The following is a 22230-nucleotide window of genomic DNA, read 5'->3' as shown; positions in this document are numbered from 1 at the left end:
CGGCGCGCGCCACGAGATCGGCTCGCACCGTCTCGGCGGCTTGGCGGGCCTCTTCGATCAGGCGTCCGGCCTCGTTCTTGGCGTCGGCGATCTGCGCCAGGTACTGCGCCTTCTCGGCCTCGGCTTCGGCCTTCGCCGACTCCGCGCCCTCGAGGTCGCCCCGGATGCGGTCCTCGCGTGCCTTCTCCATGTTCTTCACGGCCGGCACGCCGAACTTCCACATCGCGAGCAACAGGACTACGAACGCAGCCGAGCCCCACAGGATCTCGTTGTTGCCCGGCTTGAGCGGCGACGGTGCCTTCTGGCAGTCGTCGATCGAGCCGCCCTTGGCGAGGAGCCCGGCGCAATGCTCGGCCGCCTCGTTCGCGTACTTCGGCGTCGACTCCTGCGCGTATGCAGGCGCGGCGACGGCGAACACCGCGACCGCGATGCCGACTGCTGCGATCAGTGCACGAAGGTGCTTACGCACGATTCCCCCTACCCGGAGATGATGAACGCGAGGACGAAGCCGAACAGCGCGAGCGCCTCGGTGAACGCGATGCCGAGGAACATCGTCGTGCGGACGGTGCCGGCCGATTCGGGCTGGCGCGCCATCGCGGTGATGGCGTTGCCGACCACGAGGCCGATGCCGATGCCGGGGCCGATGGCCGCGGCGCCGTAGACGATGCCGCGACCGACCGACGCGAGACCCTTGTCGGTGACGCCGGAGGTGGCGGCAGCTGCCAGTACGTGGAGCAAGGTTCCTCCCTAGTGCTCGGGATGCATGGTGCCGCCGATGTAGACGGCCGTGAGGATGGTGAAGATGAACGCCTGCAGGAAGCTCACGAGGACTTCGAAGCCCGTGAGCGCGAAGAGCAGGACGAAGCTGAACGGCAGGATGACGAGCAGCAGGCTCTTCTTGAAGACCGCGGTGCAGATCACCGAGAACGTCGCGAGGATGAGGTGACCGGCGAGCATGTTCGCGAAGAGCCGCACCATCAGCGAGAACGGCTTCACGAGGAAGTGGGAGACGAACTCGATCGGGATGACGATGACCAACAGCGCCTTCGGCACGCCCGACGGCACGAGCGAGTTCTTCACGTAGTGCAGCGGTCCCTGCTTCACGACGCCGACGACGTTGAAGATCACCCACGTCACGAGCGCGAGCACGAGCGGCATCGCGAACCGCGCGTTCGCGGGGAACTGGAAGTACGGGATGATCTCGAAGATGTTGCTGAAGAACAGGAAGAAGAACAGCGCGGTGAGGTAGGGCAGGAACGGCAGGCCCTCCGGACCGATCGTCTGCATGAGGACCTGGTCGCGCACGAACTCGACGCCCATCTCCGACATCGCCTGCACGCCGGTCGGCACGGCCTTCTTCTGCCGGGCACCGACCAGGAACAGCAGCAGCGTCAACGCCGTCGCGATGAGATAGATCAGTCCGACCTTGTTGAGTGCGAACAGCGACGAGTTCTTGAACGCGAACGCCGGCCAGTTGGTCAGGTTCGAGATCGGGGGAACGTCGAGTCCGAGCAGCACTGGCTCAGTCCTTTCCGCCGAGAGCGTGCGGGCGCGGCTTGAGGCCAGGGAAGGCCAGTTGCAGCCGTACCGACTTCGCTTCCCAGATCAGGAGTCCGAGGTGGCTCACGACGAGCGCGAGACCGAAACAGGTGAGGTTCAGGAACGACGCGTGACCGGCGAGCACGAGCGCGACGATCACGACGACGAACCGCAGGATGAGGCTCGCGAGCACGGTGCCGCCGAGCAGCCCGGGCGAGCCCTTCGTCGCCGCCCAGCTCTGCAGCCCGCCGGCGACGAGGAAGTTGAAGCACACCACGGCGACGCCGAGCGCCACACCCACCGCGCCGGCCCATCCCGCGGTCAGCGCGCCGATCGCGACGCCGAGCGGCGCGACGAGCAAGCCGTGGCGTAGGAGGTCGAACGCGATGTCGCGCTCGTAGGCCGTGGAGGTCTCCGGCGCCGTAGACATCACCGTTTCCACGGCTTGCCCTCCTCGGCCTCGTCCATCGCGGCGCGGTACTTGTAGAACGCGCTCACGACCACGCCCGTGAGGGCGAGCGCGAAGAACGTGACCCGCAGGATCGAGCCCGTCCCGAACACGTGGTCGAGCCACAGGCCGGCGAGGAAGAAGAGGAACGGCGTGGCCACGAACTCGACGGCCTGGCCGAGGGCGTTGCCGAACCCGGTGTAGAGGGCCTGCCGGTCCGCGAGCGGCGGGTCGGACGGCGCCGCGGCGATGTGCCGGAGGCCGAGAGGCCGCTTGATGTGGTCGCGAACCCGGCTCGCCGGGCGCTCGCGAAGCTGATCCGCTGCTGGCTCTACCACCGAAACCCTGCTCGATCCCCCTGCGTCCTCCCGGGCCTGGAAGACGCTTGTGAATTATTTCGCAATCTAATAAAGAACGGTCAGGCGGGCAAATTGGCCCGCGCGACGGATGGCTGACTGCTCTGGCTGGTGCGGCTGGTGGAGCTCGCGGGCTCGATCCGTCAGGCCCGCTTGCGCCGGTGGTGCTCGAGGTCCACGACGGTCTCGAGCCCGGCCGGGGAGTCTGCCTGAATTTCTTCCTCCGCGCCCGTCCGGAGTGTCGCCGCGGGGTGCCGGGAGCGGCCGGCGCGGTTCCGACCCCGGCGAACACCGGGGTGGAAGAGGATGAAGAGGACGAGCGCGAGCGCCGCGAGCAGGAACGGCACGAGCGCGTTGCCGCGGTTCGTGTACGTCGGCAGGAGCGCGACGCACGAGAGCAACGCGGTCCACGCCCAGAGGATCATCACCGCGCGCCGGGGACCGTGGCCGAGGCGCACGAGCCGGTGGTGCAGGTGATCGGTGTCGGCCTCGGAGAACGAACGACCGCGCGCGACGCGACGGACGAAGGAGAACACGGTGTCGACGACGGGCACACCGAGGATGATCAGCGGGATCACCAGGGGCGCGAAGAAGAAGTAGGTGTTGCCGCTGAACTGCACGTCGGTGCGCCCGCCGACCGTGATCGTCGGCACCGCGAGCATGAGACCGAGCAGCAGCGCGCCGGCGTCGCCCATGATGATCTTCGCGGGGTTGAAGTTGAAGGGCAGGAAGCCCACGCACATCCCGACCGCGATGATCGCGATGAGCGGGCCGATGTTCGATCCGTCGAGGAAACCGGCCTTGAAGAGGCGATCGGCGAAGAGGAACAGCGCGCTGCCGCCGATCGCGACGATGCCCGCCGCGAGCCCGTCGAGCCCGTCGATGAGGTTGATCGCCTGCGTGAGCAGCACGACCCAGAGCACCGTGACGAGCGGCGCGAGGTTCTGCGAGAGCACGACGACGTCGGCGTGGAACAGGTTGAACGGGACGCGGAAGTAGAACATCGTCACGCCGAACAGCGCGAGCATGCCGCCGCTGAAGACCTGACCCGCGACCTTCGCGGGCGGCGACACGTCGCGCATGTCGTCGAGCGCGCCGACGAGGAACATCACTCCCGCGGCGAGCACGACGCCGAACGGCTCGGAGTTGTCGCGGAACATCTGGTGGAACTGCGACATGCGCGACGCGACCGAGATCGCGGCGAGGAAGCCGACGAACATCGCCGCGCCGCCGAGCGTTGCGATCGGCTGCGTGTGCTGTCGACGCGCGCCCGGCTCGACGACCGCACCGAAGCGCCGCGCCAGCAGCATCACGAGCGGCGTCAGCAGGAACGTCGTCCCCGCGGCGACGGCGAGGACGACCGCGTAGCCCTTCATACGGTCGCATCCGCATGCGCTTCACGATCGTGTCGCGCGCTGATCACGGCTGCTGCGCCTGCTCCGTTCATGCGGTGACTACGAGAGACCCGGGTACGGCTCGAACTTCGAGCAGAGGCGTGCGGCCTGGTCGCGCACATCGGCCGCGACTCCGGCGTCGTCGATCGCGCGCAGCACGGTCGCGATCAGCGTCGCGACCTCCGCCATCTCGCCCGGTCCCATCCCCGCGGTCGTGACCGCCGCGGTCCCGAGGCGCAGGCCGCTCGTGACGAACGGCTTCTCCGGATCGTTGGGGATCGCGTTCTTGTTCGTGGTGATCCCCGCGGTGTCGAGGGCTTCCTGCGCGGCCTTGCCGGTGACGCCGAACGGGCGCACGTCGACGAGCATGAGGTGGTTGTCGGTTCCGCCCGAGACGATGCGCAGACCCTCCGACGCGAGACCTTCGGCGAGCGCCCGCGCGTTGCGCACGATGCCCGCCGAGTAGTCGCGGAACGCGGGCTGCTGCGCCTCCAGGAACGCGACCGCCTTCGCCGCGATCACGTGCATGAGCGGCCCGCCCTGCAGACCAGGGAACACGGTCTTGTCGATCGCCTGCGCGCGATCGGAACGGCACAGCACCGCGCCGCCGCGTGGGCCGCGGAGCGTCTTGTGCGTCGTGAACGTCACGACGTCGGCGACCGGCACCGGCGACGGATGCGCGCGGCCGGCGACGAGCCCCGCGATGTGCGCGGCGTCGACCATCAGCAGCGCGCCCACGTCGTCGGCGATCGAGCGGAAGGCGGCGAAGTCGATCACGCGCGAGTACGCGGTGGCACCCGCGATGATCAGCTTCGGACGCGTCTCCTTCGCGAGGTCGCGAATCACGTCGTAGTCGAGCATCTCGGACTCGTCGTCGACCCCGTACGCGACGAAGTCGTACAGCTTGCCGCTGAAGTTCACGGGCGAGCCGTGCGTGAGATGACCGCCCTGGTCGAGCCGCATGCCCATCACGCGGTCGCCGGGGTCGAGCAGTGCGGAGAACGCGGCCTGGTTCGCGTTCGCACCGGAGTGCGGCTGCACGTTGGCGTGCTCGGCGCCGAACAGCTCGCAGGCGCGCGTACGCGCCAGCTCCTCGGCCTCGTCGACCACGAAGTTGCCGCCGTAGTAGCGCTTGCCGGGGTAGCCCTCCGAGTACTTGTTCGTGAGCACCGAGCCCTGCGCCTCGATCACCGCGCGCGACGTGAAGTTCTCCGACGCGATCAGCTGGATCGTGGTGTTCTGGCGCTCGACCTCGCGGTGGATGATGTCGGCGATCGCGGGGTCGGTGTCGGCGAGCGGGTGGGGGGTCGTCATCGGGGGTTCTGCTCCTCCTGCTCGATGGCCGCGATCTGCTCGAGGCGCTGCTCGTGCCGGCCGCCGTCGAACGGCGTCGTCAGCCAGATCCCGAGGATCTCCTCGGCCAGCTGGAAGGCCACGATCCGGGCGCCCATCGAGAGCACGTTGGCGTCGTTGTGGGCGCGGCTGAGCCGCGCGGTGTAGAGGTCGTTGCAGAGCGCGGCGCGGACGCCGTGCACCTTGTTGGCCGAGATCTGCTCGCCCTGGCCGCTGCCGCCGAGCACGATGCCACGCTCCGCGGCACCGCTCGCGACCTCGCGTCCCACCGCCGCGCAGTACTTCGGGTAGTCGACCGGCGCTTCCGAGTCGGTGCCGAGGTCGGTGACCGTGTGGCCCTGAGTGGTGAGGACCTCGACGAGGTGGGACTTCAGCGCGAAGCCGGCGTGGTCGGAGCCGATCGCGATCCGCACGGCCCGGAGTCTAGGAGGCCGGGCCCCGCACCGGCGGGGGCGCGGGTGAGCGCGCGGGGTCCTCGAGGAAGTTCGACGGCGTCGGCGACTCGCCGCGCACCTCGCGCAGGACGCGCGTGCCGAGCGAGAACAGCTCCTCGAAATATCGCTTCGCCTGGAGCGCCAGCATGCCCACGCTGAGCAGCATGATCGCGCCCGCCGCGAGGAAGATCCCCAGCATGTAGGTGACGCGGGCGTGCTCGAACGGCTGGCCGAGCGCGAACGACAGCGTGATCAACGCGGCGACGCTCGTAACGAGACCGGGCGCGATGAAGAACGCGAACGGCTTGAAGAAGAAGGCGGAGATGAGCGAGCGGATCGTGCCGTTCGCGAGCCGCACGGTCGAGCGGCGCGGCAGCTGGCCGATCACCGTCCAGTCGAGGTGACCCGGGATCTCCTCGATGCGCGCGCGCAGCAACTGCGCCTTGTAGATGATCTCGGTGTTCACCTCCGTGCCCATCGCCTTGAGGTTCAGCGAGGCGATGAAGCGCCGGTCGTACGCGCGCACCATGCCGGTGAGCGTGCGGATGCGCCCGCTCGCGGCGACCGAGAGGATCTGGTTCGCGGTGCGCGACGCGAGGTTGCGCAGCGCGGGCACCGCGGTCGTGCGACCGCCCGGCATGTACGGAGACGCGATCACGACACGCGCCTGCGTCTCCTCGATCGTGTCGAGGAGCCGGCCGATGTGATCGGCGCTGTAGCTGAGGTCGCAGTCGATGACGACGAGGTAATCGGTCGTGCAGCTGTTGAACGCGGTGCGCAGCGCCTGCCCGAGCATGAAGTTCACGCGGTGCCGGAGCACGCGGATCTGCGGGTTCTTCGTCGCGGCCTGCTGCGCGAGGTAGCCGGTGCCGTCGGTGCTGCCGTCGTCGACGACGACGATCTCCCAGCGGAACCGCTCGTCGAGGCCGTGCATGTAGTCGACGAGCGTGTGCAGCGTCTCGAGGATGATCGCCGACTCGTTGAACGCGGGCACGATGACCGACACCGACGGCTTCGTCGCCGGCACCGGGTACGGCACGACGACGCCGGAGTCGCTCTGCGGCGACAGGCTGCTCACGATCGGCTCCCGCTCCCCGCGGTCGCGGGCTGGCGGGTCGGGCGGCGCTGACCGGGCGCGATCACCTTCAAATTGGTGCCCGTGATCGACGCGGCGTGCTCCCCCATCGTGCAGATCTCGAAGCGCTCGGCGAGCAGCGCGAGGAAGCCCGAGATCAGCTCGCGCTTCACCTTGCCCGTCATCGCCATGCCTGGGAAGAACGACAGTGAGGAGACGTCGTCGGCACCGATGACGTCGAGCGGGTGCAGCAGGATCGACGGTGCGACGCGCGCGCCGCGGCACATCAAGAGCGCGGTCCGGAAGTACGCGCGCGCGGCCGCAGGCGAGCGACCCGCGAGGTAGAGCAGGTACGAGAAGTGGAACGGCACGCGGAACGCGGGCATCGTCGTGACCGGGATCTCGATGAGGCCGTCGGTGCCGACGTCCCAGCGGTACGGAGCGAGCGGGCGCAGCGCCTCACTCGCGTTGCCGAACAGCTCACCGCGCTCCTCGCGCTGGCTCGCGTCGAGCTTCGCGGAGCGGAAGTAGAAGGCACGCGCCAGCGGACCGATGATCGTCGGCAACGTCGACGCGTCGTACGCGTAGCCGGTGTCGGCGAGCACCTTGAGCACGGTCGGCGAGAGGCAGTAACCGGGGCCGCGGAAGCCGACCGGCGTCGAGCCGGTGATCGCCGAGAGTGCCTCCTCGGTGCGGCCGAGCTCGTCGCGCACCTCGGCCTCGGAGTACTTGTGCATCCAGGGCTCGTGCCGGAACGAGTGGTTGCCGATCTCGTGGCCCGCGCGTGCGAGCGCGGCGATCGCCTCGTGGTTCTTCTCGAGCGCGGCGTCCTGGCCGACGACGAAGAACGTGATGGTCAGATCGTGCGACGCGAGGAGGTCGAGCGCTCGGGGCACCGCGACGTCGAGGTACGACGGCAGCGCCTCCCAAGCCGGGTCGCCGTGGGTCTTGAGGTACGACCACTCGTTGTCGAGGTCGAGCGACAGGCTGGCCAGCGGCTTCATGGCACCTTCAGGCTAATCAGGCCGCGCCGGAGAACGGCGCGTAGCGACCCCTTCTTCTTCGGCGCCTCGGCCCCCCGGATTTGGGCTGCACCACTGGTCGCACCCGCTCGGCGGCGGGATACGGGCCACCGCCCGTCGGGGCGCTCCCGCTCCGGACGCGGGATGGGACGTCGCACGTCCCCGCGCCGTGCCGGACCAAGGCCGGCCCTACGCGGGTTGCAGGGCGGGCCGCGCCGGCGTCTCCGTCAGCCTGCGGGCGGCCCGCTCGGCGAGGGCAATGGCCTCGTCGACGTTCAGGGTCCCGTTGACGATCTGGGCGCTCCCGCAGAGATGGATGCCGGGCTGGCTGGTGTGCAGCGGCGGGACCCGCTCCGAGTAGGCGATCGTCGAGAGCGCGAAGACGTGCCGGACGCGCGACACACGGAACGCGAGCACGTCGTCCTCGGTGAGGTGCGGATACAGGCGGAAGAACGCGGGCAGGAAGCGCTCGCGCACGGCGTCGTCGTCGGCGCCGAAGAACGGGTCGTCGGGCGCGAGGTACTTCGGCAGGTACACGAGGGTGTGGCCGCCGAACTGCTTGGGGTCGACGAGCGTCGACATCTCGATGACGGTCGTGAACGGAACGTCGTCGGCGATGTACGTGAGGTAGTAGCCCGCCACGGGCTTCTTCAGCACGAGCGACGCGCACACGATGCCCTGGTATCGCGTGCGCGCGAGGCGCGCGGCCTCTGCCGGCGCGAGCCCCGGGCACAGGCGCGCCGCGAGTGGCGCCGCCGCGGTGATGACGACGTCGTCGAACGTGTCGACCGCGCCGCCGGCACGCGTCACCTCGACGCGCCCGTTCACCGACTCGACGCGCGCGACCGGCGCGCTCAACTCGACCCGCACGCCCTCGTCGCGCAGCAACGCGCCGAAGCGCTCGAGCACGCGCGCGTAGCCGCCGGGCACGTAGCCGAACAGCTCTTCCTTCAGCCCCGACCGCCGCGCGGCGTAGAGCCGCTGGATCGTCGCCCAGAGGAACGCGGCCGACGTCTCCTGGTACGCGTCGCCGAGCTTGGCGCGCAGCTGCGGCAGCCAGAAACGGTCGAACGCGCGCGCACCGGAGATCCGGCGCAGCCACGTCTCGACGTCGACCTGCTCGAGCTTGCGCCAGTCCTTCAGGCGCGAGCCGTACCAGATCGTCGCGCCCAGCCGGACCTTGTCGACGAGGTTCAGCGCGGGGAGGCGCAGGAACTCGAGCGCGTTCGACACCGACGACATCTGACCGTCGCTGTAGTAACCGGTGCGCGTCTTCACGAACTGCATCTCGTCGTCGAGGCCGAGCTCGGCGAGGATGCCGCGCGTGTGCGCGTCGGAGAGCAGCGTGACGTGATAGTGCCGGTCCCACACGACCGGCGCCTCGCCCTCGACGGGCACGCTCCACGCGCTCGCGAGGCCGCCGAGCGACGGCGCGGCTTCATAGAGCGTGACCGCGCGCCCTTGCTGCGCGAGCCGATGCGCGAGCGTCAGCCCGAGCATGCCCCCGCCGACGACGGCGATGTTCATGCGCTCGCCGTTGCTCATGCGCTCACCGTTGCTCATGCGCTCGCTCCTTCGCCGGCTCCCCTTCGGGTCGCCGACTCGCACGCCCGCTGGCGAGCCTCGCTCGCTTCGCTCGCGCCTTCGGCCGCGTGGGGATGCGCGCGCTGAGCTTGCAGTGCGCGGTCACGAGGCCGGCGGGTCGAGCTCGACGACCTCGCCCTTCTCGACGCGATACGCGAGACCACATGCCGTGCAGTGGCCCTCGGCGTTCTTCGGCGCGTCGGCGTGCGGGAAACGCCACACCGGCTCGCCGCAGCGACACACGATCGCGATCGCGCGTGCGGGGCTGCCGACGACGAGATGGAAGGGCGGGACGTCGCGCGTCACGACGCTGCCCATGCCGACCATGCTCCACCGACCGAGCGTGAGGCCACAGCCGATCGTCGCGCCCGCGCCGACGCTTGCGCCCGCTTCGACGCGCGTCTCGAGCGTGTGCTCGTCGGGCCCGGAGTCACGCAGCTCGGTGAGCGCGGTGTTCGTGCCGCGCGGGTAGCGGTCGTTCGTGAAGATCGTGCCCGCGCCGATCATCACGCCGTCCTCGATCGTGACGCCGGTCGGCACGTAGACCATCGCGTTGAGCTTGACCAGATTGCCGATGACCGCGTCGGGACCGAGGTACGTCTTCTCCCCGATGATGCAGTCGCGACCGATGCGCGCACCGCGGCGCGCGTGAGCGTCGGCCCAGACGGCCGAGCGCGCGCCGATCTCGACGCCGTCCTCGACCTGGGCGGTCGGATGGATCCGTGGGTCGGCACTCATGGTCGCATCCTCGCTCGTCGCGGCACGGTGGGCCGGCGCCGAGCTCCGCTGAACACTCGCGTGCTCCGACGGATCGTTCACGGCTTCGCGTGGCGGCCGTCAGGCGACGTCGGCCGCCGCTCCCGTCGACGCGGACACCGACCCCAGCACGCGCACCGGCGGCGAGGCGACCGTCACCCACTGGCGCCGGGTGATCGAGCGGTACGCCGCGGCGATCACGTCGACCGACGCGATCGCGTCGTCGGCGGTGATGAGCAGCTTCTCGGAGCCGTTCAGCGAGCGGGCGAAGTTCAGGATCTCGGCCCGCATCGCGGCGACCTTGTCGTAGCCCGGCCCGAAGACCGTCCACTCCGTCGCCCCGGCCTTGCGGTAGCGCGACGCGCGCCAGCCGACCTCGATCACGCCTTCGCTGCAGCAGATGCGGACGAAGTGGTCGACCGACTTGTCGATGCTCCACGACAGGTCGACCGTGCCGAGCACGTCCTGCTCGGTGCGCAGGAACATCTGCGCGGTGTCCTCGACCTCGAGGCCCTGCTCGCGCCGGCCTTCGACGGCGTGCACCTCGGAGATGCGACCGAGGAAGAACCGCGCGATGTCGACGGAGTGCGTGCCGTTGTCGATCAGCACGCCACCGCCGGAGACCTGCGGGTTCGCGTTCCAGCGGTCGGCCATCGCGACGCGCGAGGCGAAGGTGTTCTCGAAGAGGATCGGGTCGCCGAGCATCCCCGACTCGACGATGTCGCGCGCACGGTGCACGTCGTCGACGTAGCGGAACTTGGCGGCCATCGTGACCGTCACCGACGCGGCGTCGGCCACGGCAATGAGCCGGCGGGCCTCGCCGGGTGTCACCGCGAACGGCTTCTCGCACAGCACCGGCACACCGAGCCGGACGAAGTACTCGGCCAGCGCGACGTGGGTCGCCGGCGGCGTGCACAGGATCACGCCGTCGAGCTGGTTGCCGCTCGCGAGCGCCTCGACGTCGGAGTAGCTCTTGCACGCGAGCGTCGCCGCCGCGGCGTCGGCGGCTTCCTTGCGCGTGTCGGCGACACCGACGACCTCGGCCTCGTCGAGATCGGCGAGCACCTGCACGTACGCCTGCGCGATGCCACCGGCACCGACGAGCCCGAACCGAAGAGGGGTGTTCATGCGGCCTCCCCACGAACGCGCGTGACCGCGTCGACGATGCGCTCACCGAGCGCCTGCACGTCGTCGTGCGTGTAGCGCTCGTTCCACGGCAGCACGAGCACGGTCTCGAGCGCCCGGAACGTGCCGGGGAAGCGCTCGGCCGAGTAGTCGACGGCCTCGGGACGGGCGAGCGTGAACGGCCAGCGGCTCTCGCCGAACGTCTTCTGATTGACGAAGACGCCGCAGCGGAACGCCGGCTTCTGGATGTAGCGGGGCGCCGACGCGATGCCGCCGAGCTTGAGCTCGGCCGCGAGCGCGCCCGGACCACCGGGGATCACGTCGGGGTCGACGTGCAGCGCGTAACGCCAGAAGGTGTGGACGTCGCCGGAAGCGGGCAGCGGGACCGTGAGCCCGGGCACGTCCTCGAGCATCGCGTTGAGGTGCGTGGCGTTCGAGATCCGCACCTTCACGCCGTCCTCGAGCTTCGCGAGCTGGGCGCACCCGACCGCACCCTGGAGCTCGGTGAGCCGGTAGTTGAGGGCGAGGAAGTCGTGGTCGGTCGGCGAGGACCAGTAGTCCCAGGCCTTGTTCACGTAGCGGCGCATGTGGTGGCCGAGCTCGACGTCGTCGGTGACGACGAGGCCGCCTTCGCCGGTCGTGATGTGCTTGCCCTGCTGGAGGCTGAACGTGCCGACCCGCCCGACGGTGCCGACCGGGTGCTGGCCGCTGCGGGCCGCCCAGGCCTGCGCGCAGTCCTCGATCAGCGGGACGCCGTGCTTCTTGGCGACGGCCTCGATGCCGGCCAGGTCGCAGGGCAGTCCGAAGAGGTGCGTGGCGATGATCGCCTTCGTACGGTCCGACATCGCCGCCTCGACCGACTCGGCCGTCACGTTCATCGTGACCGGGTCGACGTCGGCGAACATCGGGACCGCGCCCTGATAGAGGATCGGCGCCAGCGCGCCCATGTCGGTGATCGCGGTGGTGACGACCTCGTCCCCGGGCTCCGGGTCGATCGCGGCGACGGCGACGTGCACCGCGGCGGTGCCGGACGCACACGCGACGGCGACGTTGGCACCGAGCATCTCGGCGAAGCGCGCCTCGAGCGCCTTCACGTGCGAACCCTTGGTGCTCGTCAGCGTGCCGCTCTCGATCGCGTCCCGGACCAGCGCGAGCTCTTCGGCCCCGAGGGTGCGCCCCGATGCGTCCTGGTCGTTCGGCAGCTCGAGCGCGAGCGATTCGCGCAGATCAGTCATGCGTGGCTCGTTTCCCAGTCCCTCTCGAGCTCGGTATCCGCTCGTCGGCCCCACACGGCCCACGTTGCTGCGCGTCCCTGGAACGGCCACCGAGCGTAGCCGCGGGGGTCCGGAGCAGCCGCTCCGAACGCCCGTTTCCAACCTTCTCTCGGGGGTCTCTATCGGCACGTTCGCGCTGCCGATGAAGGACCGCGAAGGTGCGGAAAACCGGTGGCACGCGCCGCGGGCCCGCTCGGAGCGGTCGCTAGGCTCGGTCCGGTCCCCCGGCCCGTCCCCCGGCGCCGCGCCGGTGGGGTCGGGCGGTGCCCGAGCGAAGGGACGGGTGTGGGACAGGAGCAGACGGCTCGCCACCGGATCGCGGTCGTCTACGGCACGCGTCCCGAAGCCGTGAAGCTGCGGGGCGTCATCGCGCGCCTCGGATGCGAGGCCTGCGCGATCCACACCGGCCAGCACTACGACCCCGAGATGGCGGCCGCGTTCGAGGAGGGCATCGGCTTCCCGCCCCCCGACCACCGGCTCGCGATCGGCGGTGGCACGCGGGGGCGCCAGATCGCGACCGCCACGGTCGGCCTCGAGTCGATCTTCGCGAAGGAGCGGTTCGCGGCGGTGGTCGTGCAGGGCGACACGAACACGGCGATGACGGGCGCGCTCGCGGCGAACGTCAGCGGCCTGCCGCTCGTGCACGTCGAAGCGGGGCTCCGCTCGCACGACCGCGCGATGCCCGAGGAGCACAACCGCGTCGTCGTCGACCACCTCGCCGACCTCTGCTGCGCGCCGACCGCGACGAGCGCGGCGAACCTCGCGGCGGAGAACATCGGCGCCGACCGCGTCGTGGTGACCGGGAACACGGTCGTCGAGGCGGTGCTCGAGCTCCGGCCCGACCCCGCGGCGACCGCGAAGATCCTGGCGACCCACGGCGTCGAGCCCGACGGGTTCGTGCTCGCGACGTTTCACCGCCCCGAGAACGTCGACGACCCCGAGGTGCTCGCCGCGATCTTGAGCGAGCTCGCCGCGCTGCCGATCCCGGTCGTGCTGCCGCTGCATCCCCGCACCGCGGGGCGCGCGGCCGACGCCGGCCTCGACCCGCTGCTCGAGAAGGTGCTCGTCGCGCCGCCCGTCGGCTACCGCGAGTTCCTCGGCCTCATGGGCGCGTCGGCGCTGATCGTCTCCGACTCCGGCGGCGTGCAGGAAGAGTCGAGCGTGGTGAAGCGACCGGTGGTCGTCGTGCGCCGTTCGACCGAGCGTCCGGAGGTGCTCGGCACGTTCTCGCGACTGGTCGCGCCCGGCCCCGCGATCGCCGACACCGCGCGCGCGTGGATCGCCGACCTGCCCGCAGTGCACGCGCAGCTCGCCGCGCTGCCGAGCCCCTACGGCGACGGCCGCGCGTCCGAGCTCACCGTCGCCGCGATGGAACGGTTGCTCACGACTTGGTGACATCGCGCGGTCCACGCGCCGGTGGGGCGCTGCGGTGGATCGTGCTGCTCGTCATCGTCGCGGCCGCGCTCGTGCAGCTGCCGATGCCCTTCTGGGGCGACCAGGCACTGTTCGCGTACGCCGCGCACGGGATGCGCCACGGCGACCGGCTGTACGTCGACTTCTGGGACTACAAGCAACCCGGCATCTACCTCTGGTACCTCGTCAGCGGCAGCCTCTTCGGCTTCCACGAAGCCGGCATCCACATCGGCGAGCTGATCTGGGCGGTCGCGTTCGCGGCCGCGACGCAACGGATGCTGCGCGACCGCGTGCAACACCGTTGGGTCGCCGACGTCGCACCGCTCTTCACCGTCGGTGCGTTCCTCGCGACCGCGCGCGCCTGGGATCTCACGCAGATCGAGGACCTCGTCGCGTTCCCGCTCCTGCTCACGATCTGGAGCGCGGCCGCGGCCGACGCCGCCCCGCCGCATTCACGGGCGCGCGCGTTGCGCCTGCTCCTTTCGGGGCTGGCGGCCGCAGTCGTCGTCTACTTCAAGCTCGTGTACGTGCTGATTCCGTTGATCTTCTGGCTCGCGCTGCTCGTCCGCTGGCGACGGCGCGAGCACGAGCGCGCGACCACGAGCGAGAGCGCGCTCCTGCTCGGCGGCCTCGTCGTCCCGCTCCTGCCCCTGCTCGCGTACTTCCTCGCCGAGCACCTGCTCGGCACGATGTGGTGGACGTACGTCACCTATCCCCCGCGCATCGTGAGCTCGATCGACCCCCCGCCGTTCTCGCGCCTGCGCGACGGCGTGGAGTACTTCGTGAAGTCGTTCGTGTGGCTCGTCCCGCTCGCGGTGATCGGGCTGCGCGCACAACTCGCACGCGCGCGGAGGCCGCGCGATCCGCTCGTCGTGGGACTCGTGATCTGGTTCGTCGTCGGCTGGGGCACCGTGCTGATCCAGAACCAGTGGGGCTACCAGTTCGTGCTGCCGCTCACGCCGCTCGGGTTGCTCGCGGTCTTCGGCCTCGATCACGCGGTCGGTGCATGGAACGCGCAGCGGACGCGGCGCGTGCTCGCACTCGTCGGCGTGGTCGTCGTCGCGCTCGCGGGCTACCCCGCCGTGCAGGCCGTGCACAAGGTGAAGGCGCTGGCGCAGGACGACCTCACCCTGAGTGCGAACGGCCGTCACGCGTACGACGCCGACTTCGAGCCGTACTACCGGGACGCGCGCGAGGCCGTCGCGTGGGTGAACGCACCAGGGCGCACGCCGGGCGCGATCCACGTCGAGGGCAACCCGTTGATCCAGTACCTCTCCAACCGGCCGTACGCGTTGCGCGAACACGGGTGGGCACCCGAGCAGTCGGACGCGCGGCTGTGGGGGTGGACGCGCGCCGAGCTACGCGCCGCGCAACCCGTCTATCTCTGGGTCGACGACTTCTCCCTCGACATCATGCGGAAGCGCTCGCACGAGACGCTGACGTTGATCTCGCAGCTCTATTGCAAGGTGCATCCCGTCGCCGATGGTGCGTGGTACGCATTACGCACGAGCGACGAGTGTCGCGAGACCCGGCCATGACGAGCACGATGATCCGCGAGCGCGACCTCCATCTCCTGCCGCGCGACGCGCTCGTGAAGACGAACCCGCTCGACCAGGCCGACTGGAACTTCCGGCCCGTGCTCGGTTGGATTCAGCGCCTCCGACTGCGGTGCGTCGCGTCGGTGCTCGACGGCGCACCGCGTGCGGCGCGGCTGCTCGAGGTCGGCTACGGCAGCGGCATCTTCCAACCCGAGCTCGCGCGTTCCGCCGACGCGCGCTTCGGCGCCGACGTGCACCCCGCGGGCGCCGCGGTGCACGCGACGCTCGAGCGGCACGGCGCGCCCGCAGAGCTGCTGCGCGCGGGAGCCGGCGCGTTGCCCTACCGCACGGGTGCGTTCGACACCGTCGTCACGGTGAGCACGCTCGAGTTCGTGCCCGACGTCGACGCCGCGGTCGCCGAGCTCGTGCGCGTGACCGCGTCCGGCGGCCGACTCGTCATCGTCACGCCCGGACAATCGGCACTGCTCGACCTCGGCCTCCGCCTGCTCTCCGGCGAGCGTGCCGAGGACACGTTCCAGGGTCGACGCGCGCTCGTCGTGCCCGCGATCGAGCGCCGCGCGCGCATCCTCGACGTACGCACGCTGCCCCCGCTCGTCGGACGGAAGCTGCTGCCGCTGTACCGCGTGCTCGTCGCGACGCCGTTGGCGCGCTGACCGATGTCGCGCCGCGCTGCCCTCGTCGTCGGCGCGATCCTGCTGCTCGCCGCCTGCGGCGAGCAGCACGGCACCCAGACGCTCGACGGTCAACGCGATCTGGTCGGGGTCGCGACGAGCTCCGCGGCGAATCTGACGACCGGGACCCGGCACGAGTTGGAGCTGCTCTCGCGCGCCTGTCCGCCCTTGGACGCCACGGTCGGCGACGAGATCTCCGACGCGTGGCGCACGAAACGGATCGACGACCGACAGTGCCAGTGGAACTTCGGGTTCGCCGGGGTGCCCGCCGATGTGGTCTCAGAGGTCGTCGTCGGCATCGTCGAAGGCGACGGCTACCGGCTCCACGAGACGGCGACGCTCCTCGACCACGAACGCGGTGTCGACGGCGTCGGCGACGAAGCGCTCTACGACCCGGAGTCGCGCACGCTCTTCGCCACGCGCCGCGGACGACTCTGGTACGTACAGCTCGTCGGGTCGTGGCCGGCGCGGTATTCACCCCAACCGGTCACCACGGCGATCGCTCGCGCGCTGCTGCAAGAGGCCGCCACGCGCTGACCGATGTTCCCGCACGAACGCGTGAGCACAGCGAGCCGCGCGGCCACGAGCCGTGGCTGAGGCGTCGAAAAGGGCGAAGCGTGCGAGCCCGACCGGTCAACGAGGCGTGAGCAGCTTCACTTCGACCGGACCGACGTACTCACGGTCGCTGACGACCTCGTAACGCGCGAGCAGCTCGTTCACGCGCGCGGTGTTGACGGTGGGCATCGTGTAGGTGACGAACCACACGCGTCCGGTCGGGTGCGCGAGCAGCGCGTCGATCACCGACTGCGGCACGGGCTTGATCTTCTCGTCACCGGTGTGGAAGTGACCCCACGGCTGCGACGGGAACGCGGGGGTGAGGCGATCGACGTCGGAACGGCTGCGCAGGAAGAAGTCGGCCGAGAGCCGCACTTCGTCGGGCGAGAAGATGATGGAGTCACCGGGGCGCGCCCGCGTGGTGACGTCGACCATCGCCGAGCGCCAGTCCTGATCGGGCGGCGCGCTGTACCACTTCACGACGCCGCGCACCGAGAGCGCCGCCGCGAGCACGACGACCACCACCGCGAGCTTCGATCCCGCCGGCGCGATGCGAGTGAGGCCGTACGCCGCGAGCAGCACGACCGCGGTCACGCTCCAGATCACGTAACGCTCGAGCCAGACCGGATAGAAGAACGACCACGACGCGAGGACGACCGTCGGCAGCAGTGCCCAGAGAATCACGAGCGCGAACCGGAAGGCGTCCGTCGAGTGCAGACCGCGCCGCGCCACTCCGAGCGCGACGACCAGCGCGATCACCACACCGAGCCCGATCGACGGCACCGCGGTCGCGGTGCGGCCGGCCAGCGCCCAGACGAGACCCTTGAGCTCGTTCATCCCGAACCGCGAGTTCGTGCCCAACGACGTCGAGTTCACCTGCAGCATCGGCGCGAGGATCGCGGGCGCCGCGCACAGCGCGATCAACGCACCGTTGCGGATCCAGTGCAGCTCACGCCGGCGTTCCGCAGGTAGGAACCACAGCGCGAGGACCTGCGCGCCGACGGCGAGCACCGCGAAGCCGTGCGCGTAGATCGCGAGCGCGCCGAACGCGATCCAGCCGACGCGCGCGCCGCGCCGCTCGGACCCGAGCGCGTACACGGCGAGGAACGCCGCCGACCACGCGCACAACGCGGTCGCGAGCATGTAGCCGCGCGCCTCCTGCCCGTAGTCGAGCGCGAAGCCGTTCAGCGCGAACAGCAACGCCGCGAGGAGCGCGACGCGATCGTCGAACAGCTTGCGACCGGCGAGCCACACGGCCGGCACCGCCGCTGCGAACGCGACGACCGACGGCAGGCGCAGCACACCGACGGTGCTCGACACGCGGTTGAGCGGCCACAGCACCAGCGCGTGCAGCATCTGGTAGCCCTCGTGGCGAACCAGGGCGCTCACCAGCGCCGGGAAGCTCTGGTCGACGACGGCCCACGTGAAGGCTTCTTCGTGCGAGAGGCTCCGGTGTTGCAGGTGCCACGAGCCGAGGACGAACGCAAGCACGGTGCAGCCCGCGACCGCGAGCCGAACCCGGGGCGTGGCCGCCGGCGTCGCCGATTCCGTGGCGTCCGGGGAAGCGACGGCCGGCGGGGCCGACACGTCGTCGCGCATCAGCTCGTGATCCTAGGCATCACGACACCGAGCGACCGGTACACGTCGACGGTCGCGCGCGCGGTCGCCTCCCACGACAGGAGCCCCGCCGCGGCCCGCCCGGCGCGCGCGCGTGCCTCGCGACGCGCGGGGTCGTGGACGAGGTCGCGCAGTGCGCGCGCCTGCGCGTCGGCGTCGCCCGCGGCGACGAACTCGATGCCGTCGCCCGCGACGTCGGGCAGCGCGCCGCAGCGCGTCGCCATCACGGTCGCGCCGCATGCCATCGCCTCGATGGGCGGCAGGCCGAACCCCTCGTACCGCGAGACGTACGCGACGACGGTCGCGGCGCCGTAGAGCGCGGGGAGGTCAGCGGCCGCGACCTGGCCGAGCAGGATCGCGCCGGCCGGCGCGTCCACCGTGACGATGTGTCCACCGGCGAGCACGAGCGGCAGGTCGGCCGCCGCGGCCGCGCGCGCGAGCGTCGGCACGTCCTTGCGCGGCTCGAGGTTGCCGACGTGCAACACGAACTGCTGCGGCAACGGATACCGCGCGCGCACGGAGGCGATGTCGCCGGCGCTCGGCGGCGCGAACCCCGGTCCCGGCGCTTCCAACACGACGTGCGACTCGCGACCGAACCGCGCGCGCACGCGCTCCGCGGTGAACGACGACACCGCAATCACCGCGTCGGCGCGCCGGATCGACGCGCGCGTCGTCACCTGCTTGCCGACGCGACGCGACCAGCCGAAGGCGCTCGGCTCGTCGAACAGTGAGAGATCGTGCACCGTCGTGACCGCCGGCGCGCCCGGCCGCAACGGCAGGTCGACGTCGAGCCCGTGCACGACGTCCGCGTGCCCGACGCCGCGTAGGCCTTCGACCGTGCGGCGGATCCCGTCGCAGTCGGCGCGCACCGACGCGCGTACGCCGTCGTGGAGCTCACCGCGCGCGCGGTCCTGCACGACCGCGACGAGGTCGGCATCGACGGCCCCCGGCAGCGCGCGCAGCAGCTCCCGGCAGTACGTCTGCACTCCACTTCCGTCCGCATGCAGCGCGAGCGCGCTCAGGACGATGTTCGGTCGCACGTCACCACGATCGACAGGAGGAGCCAGAAGAAGAAGTCCATCGGGAAGATCTCGAAGTAGGTCGCGACGAAGCACGCCGCGATGACCCCGAGGATGTGCGCGGTCAGCCCTTCCGCGAGGGCCTGATCGCGCCCGTGTAATCGAGGCACGGCGGCGCGCGCCGTCCAGAACGACGAGAGCAGCAGGAGGACGAAGAAGAAGAGGCCCAGCACCCCGAGCTCGTAGATCGTCTTGAAGTACTGGTTGTCGGGTTGGTACACGTCCCCGTTGAGCTTCAGCAGCTTCTCGACCTTCTCCCCCGCCGATCCCGTCAGCCCGATGCCGTGACCGGTGGGGTCGAAGATCGTGGAGATGTGGTCGGTCCAGCTCTGGGAACGCTGCCCGAGGCTCGTCGCGCCGAGCGTCGGTGTCGCGTACTGCCCCGGCACCAGTAAGAGGAGCAGCAACGCGAGCGGCACGCCGAGGAACAGCCAGCGGAAGCGCGTGATCGCGAGGTACAGCAGGCCGATGCCGACGACGAGATACGCACCGCGCACGAACGTGAACAGCAGACCGAGCGTGATGATCGGCAGGCTCGCGAAGAAGAAGATGCTGCGCAGCCGGCGCGGCTCGCGCAGCGAGACCGACGTGCCGATCACGATCACGAGCGCGAGATAGAAGCCGAAGTCGAACGGCAGCTTGAACGTCGAGAACGAGCGCAGGAAGTGACCGGTGAACCGGACGGTCGTGTTGTAGTCGTAGCCGAGGCTCACGAGGCGGCCTGCGCCGATGACCTGTTGTGCGAGGCCCACGAGCGCGGTGATCAACGCGTTCACCATCATGATCGTGACCACGTGGTCGCGCTCGCGCGCGTCGAGCGGGCGCAGCCACACCATCACCGCCATGAGGGCCCAGAAGAACCCGACCTTCAGGCCGACCTCCGCCTGCGTGCCGCGCACGAGCAGGGCGCTGACGAGCGCGATGCCGAAATAGCCGAGGAACGCCTGGACGACCTTGGGGAGCGGATAGCGCGGGCGGGGCTTGAAGACGATGCTGAGCAGCGTCCACAGCAACGTGTAGAGCGCGAGTGTCTCCTTCCATCCCGACGGGATGGGCAGGATGACGTCGAGCCCCCAGTACGGCACCGTCGCGACGAGCAGCAGCACGCCCCGTTGCGGCCGTTGCGCGATCCAGAGACCGACCGGCGCGGCCGCGAGGACGACGAGCAGGATCGGCGCGCCGCTGATGAACGCGTCCATCGCGGGGTCGAACAGCGTGCCCGGCAAGATGAGCGCGCCGACGATATAGACGCCGACGAGCCCGGCGGCGAAGCCGATCGCCCACACCTGCCGACGCGTGACCGCCTGCTTCGGAAGCGTCGGCACGAGCATCGCGGCCACACGGTACCGCCGCGGGTGCCGCATTCGGTCGCATGCCTCCTCGCGCTCGGCGCGGACCGTGCCGCGCCGCGTCACTCAGCGCGCGCTCGGTCCGTCCGTTGTGGTGTGCACCGAATGCGCGAAGGCGCCGCTTACACTCACCCGCCGTGGATCTGACCGATCACCTGCGCGTTCTGCGCGCCAACTGGTGGAAGGTCTTGATCGCCGCGATCATCGTCGGTGCGATCGCGTACGGCTTCAGCGCGACGCGGCCGAACGTGTACCAGGCCAACCAGCTGCTGAGCGTCGCGAGCGTGGACGCCACGTCGAACACGGTCGTCGACACCGATCAGATCGACTTCCGCGCGTCCTTCTACGCGGCCGTCGCCAACACGCCCGCGATCGCGGCGCAGGTACAGAAGAGCCAGAACCTCAAGGACCTCAGCGTCGACGCGGTCCAATCCGACATCCATGTCACGGTCACGGACACGACCGGGATCATGGAAGTGCGCGCCGACGGCCGCAATCCGGCGGAGGCCGTGAAGATCGCCACGGGCACGTCGAGCGCGCTCAAGGGCTTCATCACCGCCCAACAGCAATCCGAGCTGAACGGCCGACGGAAAGACCTTCAGAGCCAGATCGCGAGCTACCAAAGCGCGCTCGACACCGCCGCGGTGAAGCAGAGCGTCAGCCTCACGAACTTCGTCAACCAGGCGCTGCTGACCGCGCAGCAATCGCTGCTCGACCTCCAACCGTCGGGCTTCCAGGTGCAGGGCCTCACCGTGCCGATCGCGTCCAACGGCCCGGTGTCGCCGCGGCCGAAGAAGGCGGGTCTGCTCGGCTTCCTCGTCGCGCTGGTGCTCGTCGGCGAGGGCATCGTCGTGTTCCGGGCCTTCGGCGACCGCTTCGCCCGCACCAACGACGTCGAGCAGATCACGAGCTTCACCGGCCTGCCCGTGCTCGCGATGGTGCCGAGGGGCCGCGGGCCCGACGTCGTCGAGGCGTTCCGGACCCTGCGGACGAACCTCATGTTCCTCGAGGGCGCGGGCCGGCCGCGGACGATCGCGATCGTCAGCCCGAACCCCGGCGCCGGCAAGTCGTTCTCGGCGGTGCACCTCGCCGAGTCCGCCGTCGCGGTCGACGCGACGGTCGTGCTCATCGACGCCGACCTGCGCCGCCCCGTCCTGCACTCCCGCCTGCGCTCCGACCGCGAGCCCGGCCTGAGCAACGCGCTGCGCGGCGCCGACCTGCAGTCCACGCTGCACCGGGTCGACGGCATCCCGAACCTCAAGCTCCTCCCGAGCGGCTCGGCCGTGAACGACACCGTCGGCGTGCTCGGAGGGCGGGCCTTCCGCCACGTCCTCGACTCGCTCGACTCGGCCGAGCTCGTGGTCGTCGACACGCCTCCGGGCGCGGTGTACGCCGACGCGCTCGCCGTCGCCGCACAGTGCGACGCGACGCTGCTCGTCCTCGACTCCAAGTCGACGCGCCGGCGGGCCGCGCGCACGCTCATCGACTCGCTCGAGCGCACCGGCGCGACGCTCATCGGCGTCGTCGTGAACAACGCGCAGGTCAACCGCCGCGACACGTACGAGCGCGGTTGAGCAATGAGGCCGCTCAGCCTTCCGACGCGGCCGAAGGCGTGAGCGGAGCGAGC

At 70.4% G+C, this 22230-nt stretch carries 22 protein-coding genes; 5 read left to right on the top strand and 17 right to left on the bottom strand.

What is annotated here, in order from left to right; all coding sequences use genetic code 11:
• From VH914_17815 to VH914_17750, 14 genes are all read right to left on the bottom strand, one after another.
• The coding region (locus tag VH914_17815) for an ATP synthase F0 subunit B (GenBank protein HEX4493068.1) at positions 1-469 on the bottom strand (469 nt) is incomplete at its 3' end.
• A gap of 8 nt (positions 470-477) precedes the next feature.
• The gene (atpE, locus tag VH914_17810) at positions 478-666 is read right to left on the bottom strand and encodes an ATP synthase F0 subunit C (GenBank protein HEX4493067.1); all 189 of its coding nucleotides are present in this window, start codon (positions 664-666) and stop codon (positions 478-480) included.
• 81 nt (positions 667-747) lie between these two features.
• Positions 748-1518: a F0F1 ATP synthase subunit A gene (gene atpB, locus VH914_17805; protein ID HEX4493066.1), complete on the bottom strand. Its 771-nt coding sequence runs from the start codon at positions 1516-1518 to the stop codon at positions 748-750.
• 4 nt (positions 1519-1522) lie between these two features.
• Positions 1523-1981, bottom strand: a complete 459-nt coding sequence (locus VH914_17800; GenBank protein ID HEX4493065.1) for a hypothetical protein — start codon at positions 1979-1981, stop codon at positions 1523-1525.
• Positions 1969-2325 (bottom strand): AtpZ/AtpI family protein, encoded by a 357-nt coding sequence (locus VH914_17795; GenBank protein ID HEX4493064.1) that lies wholly within the window; start codon positions 2323-2325, stop codon positions 1969-1971. Before VH914_17795 ends, VH914_17800 begins: the two co-directional genes overlap by 13 nt.
• 161 nt (positions 2326-2486) lie before the next feature.
• Positions 2487-3719, bottom strand: coding sequence for an MraY family glycosyltransferase (locus VH914_17790; protein HEX4493063.1), 1233 nt, complete (start codon positions 3717-3719; stop codon positions 2487-2489).
• Positions 3720-3797: 78 nt separating this feature from the next.
• Positions 3798-5051, bottom strand: coding sequence for a serine hydroxymethyltransferase (gene glyA, locus VH914_17785; GenBank protein HEX4493062.1), 1254 nt, complete (start codon positions 5049-5051; stop codon positions 3798-3800).
• A complete protein-coding gene (rpiB, locus tag VH914_17780) occupies positions 5048-5503 on the bottom strand; it encodes a ribose 5-phosphate isomerase B (protein ID HEX4493061.1) in 456 nt (151 codons plus the stop codon). The genes glyA and rpiB overlap by 4 nt, the downstream gene beginning before the upstream one ends.
• Before the next feature lie 10 nt (positions 5504-5513).
• On the bottom strand, positions 5514-6602 hold the full coding sequence (locus VH914_17775) for a glycosyltransferase family 2 protein (protein ID HEX4493060.1): 1089 nt from the start codon (positions 6600-6602) through the stop codon (positions 5514-5516).
• Complete coding sequence (locus tag VH914_17770; GenBank protein HEX4493059.1) at positions 6599-7603, bottom strand: polysaccharide deacetylase family protein; 1005 nt, start codon at positions 7601-7603, stop codon at positions 6599-6601. Before VH914_17770 ends, VH914_17775 begins: the two co-directional genes overlap by 4 nt.
• Before the next feature lie 207 nt (positions 7604-7810).
• The gene (locus VH914_17765; GenBank protein HEX4493058.1) at positions 7811-9184 is read right to left on the bottom strand and encodes an NAD(P)/FAD-dependent oxidoreductase; all 1374 of its coding nucleotides are present in this window, start codon (positions 9182-9184) and stop codon (positions 7811-7813) included.
• A 123-nt stretch (positions 9185-9307) separates the two neighbouring features.
• Positions 9308-9943, bottom strand: coding sequence for an acyltransferase (locus VH914_17760; protein HEX4493057.1), 636 nt, complete (start codon positions 9941-9943; stop codon positions 9308-9310).
• A gap of 99 nt (positions 9944-10042) precedes the next feature.
• Positions 10043-11089 (bottom strand): Gfo/Idh/MocA family oxidoreductase, encoded by a 1047-nt coding sequence (locus VH914_17755; GenBank protein HEX4493056.1) that lies wholly within the window; start codon positions 11087-11089, stop codon positions 10043-10045.
• Complete coding sequence (locus VH914_17750; protein ID HEX4493055.1) at positions 11086-12321, bottom strand: DegT/DnrJ/EryC1/StrS family aminotransferase; 1236 nt, start codon at positions 12319-12321, stop codon at positions 11086-11088. The genes VH914_17755 and VH914_17750 overlap by 4 nt, the downstream gene beginning before the upstream one ends.
• Before the next feature lie 324 nt (positions 12322-12645).
• On the opposite strand from VH914_17750, the gene wecB reads away from it, so the two are divergent.
• From wecB to VH914_17730, 4 genes are read left to right on the top strand one after another with little or no spacing between them, the layout of a single operon-like run.
• Complete coding sequence (gene wecB / locus VH914_17745; GenBank protein ID HEX4493054.1) at positions 12646-13755, top strand: UDP-N-acetylglucosamine 2-epimerase (non-hydrolyzing); 1110 nt, start codon at positions 12646-12648, stop codon at positions 13753-13755.
• Positions 13752-15311, top strand: coding sequence for a hypothetical protein (locus VH914_17740; GenBank protein HEX4493053.1), 1560 nt, complete (start codon positions 13752-13754; stop codon positions 15309-15311). Before wecB ends, VH914_17740 begins: the two co-directional genes overlap by 4 nt.
• Positions 15308-15985: a class I SAM-dependent methyltransferase gene (locus VH914_17735; GenBank protein ID HEX4493052.1), complete on the top strand. Its 678-nt coding sequence runs from the start codon at positions 15308-15310 to the stop codon at positions 15983-15985. Before VH914_17740 ends, VH914_17735 begins: the two co-directional genes overlap by 4 nt.
• 3 nt (positions 15986-15988) lie before the next feature.
• Entirely contained in the window at positions 15989-16540 is a 552-nt protein-coding gene (locus VH914_17730) for a hypothetical protein (GenBank protein HEX4493051.1), read from the top strand.
• A gap of 96 nt (positions 16541-16636) precedes the next feature.
• Here VH914_17730 and VH914_17725 read toward each other — a convergent pair whose 3' ends face one another.
• Genes VH914_17725 through VH914_17715 form a run of 3 tightly spaced genes read right to left on the bottom strand, consistent with a single transcriptional unit; the run spans position 16637 to position 20585 of the window.
• Positions 16637-18157 (bottom strand): glycosyltransferase family 39 protein, encoded by a 1521-nt coding sequence (locus VH914_17725; protein ID HEX4493050.1) that lies wholly within the window; start codon positions 18155-18157, stop codon positions 16637-16639.
• The gene (locus VH914_17720; protein HEX4493049.1) at positions 18157-19215 is read right to left on the bottom strand and encodes a glycosyltransferase family 1 protein; all 1059 of its coding nucleotides are present in this window, start codon (positions 19213-19215) and stop codon (positions 18157-18159) included. The genes VH914_17725 and VH914_17720 overlap by 1 nt, the downstream gene beginning before the upstream one ends.
• Positions 19194-20585: an O-antigen ligase family protein gene (locus tag VH914_17715; GenBank protein HEX4493048.1), complete on the bottom strand. Its 1392-nt coding sequence runs from the start codon at positions 20583-20585 to the stop codon at positions 19194-19196. Before VH914_17715 ends, VH914_17720 begins: the two co-directional genes overlap by 22 nt.
• A 155-nt stretch (positions 20586-20740) precedes the next feature.
• Between VH914_17715 and VH914_17710 the strand changes: the two genes are divergently transcribed.
• On the top strand, positions 20741-22177 hold the full coding sequence (locus tag VH914_17710; GenBank protein ID HEX4493047.1) for a Wzz/FepE/Etk N-terminal domain-containing protein: 1437 nt from the start codon (positions 20741-20743) through the stop codon (positions 22175-22177).
• The last annotated feature ends 53 nt before the right edge of the window (positions 22178-22230 follow it).

The sequence above is a fragment of the Acidimicrobiia bacterium genome, from assembly GCA_036271555.1.
GTDB lineage: Bacteria > Actinomycetota > Acidimicrobiia > IMCC26256 > PALSA-610 > DATBAK01.
The sequence above is the reverse complement of the archived record's forward strand: the minus strand, read 5'-3'. Positions and strand labels throughout refer to the sequence as shown.

Excerpts from the sequence above, each read along its gene's own strand:
- glyA (HEX4493062.1), bottom strand. The coding sequence starts at position 5,051 with ATGACGACCCCCCACCCGCTCGCCGACACCGACCCCGCGATCGCCGAC.
- VH914_17770 (HEX4493059.1), bottom strand. The coding sequence starts at position 7,603 with ATGAAGCCGCTGGCCAGCCTGTCGCTCGACCTCGACAACGAGTGGTCG.
- VH914_17750 (HEX4493055.1), bottom strand. The coding sequence starts at position 12,321 with ATGACTGATCTGCGCGAATCGCTCGCGCTCGAGCTGCCGAACGACCAG.
- VH914_17725 (HEX4493050.1), bottom strand. The coding sequence starts at position 18,157 with ATGCGCGACGACGTGTCGGCCCCGCCGGCCGTCGCTTCCCCGGACGCC.
- VH914_17790 (HEX4493063.1), bottom strand. The coding sequence starts at position 3,719 with ATGAAGGGCTACGCGGTCGTCCTCGCCGTCGCCGCGGGGACGACGTTC.
- VH914_17765 (HEX4493058.1), bottom strand. The coding sequence starts at position 9,184 with ATGAGCAACGGTGAGCGCATGAGCAACGGCGAGCGCATGAACATCGCC.
- VH914_17735 (HEX4493052.1), top strand. The coding sequence starts at position 15,308 with ATGACGAGCACGATGATCCGCGAGCGCGACCTCCATCTCCTGCCGCGC.
- VH914_17760 (HEX4493057.1), bottom strand. The coding sequence starts at position 9,943 with ATGAGTGCCGACCCACGGATCCATCCGACCGCCCAGGTCGAGGACGGC.
- VH914_17730 (HEX4493051.1), top strand. The coding sequence starts at position 15,989 with ATGTCGCGCCGCGCTGCCCTCGTCGTCGGCGCGATCCTGCTGCTCGCC.
- VH914_17715 (HEX4493048.1), bottom strand. The coding sequence starts at position 20,585 with ATGCTCGTGCCGACGCTTCCGAAGCAGGCGGTCACGCGTCGGCAGGTG.
- VH914_17755 (HEX4493056.1), bottom strand. The coding sequence starts at position 11,089 with ATGAACACCCCTCTTCGGTTCGGGCTCGTCGGTGCCGGTGGCATCGCG.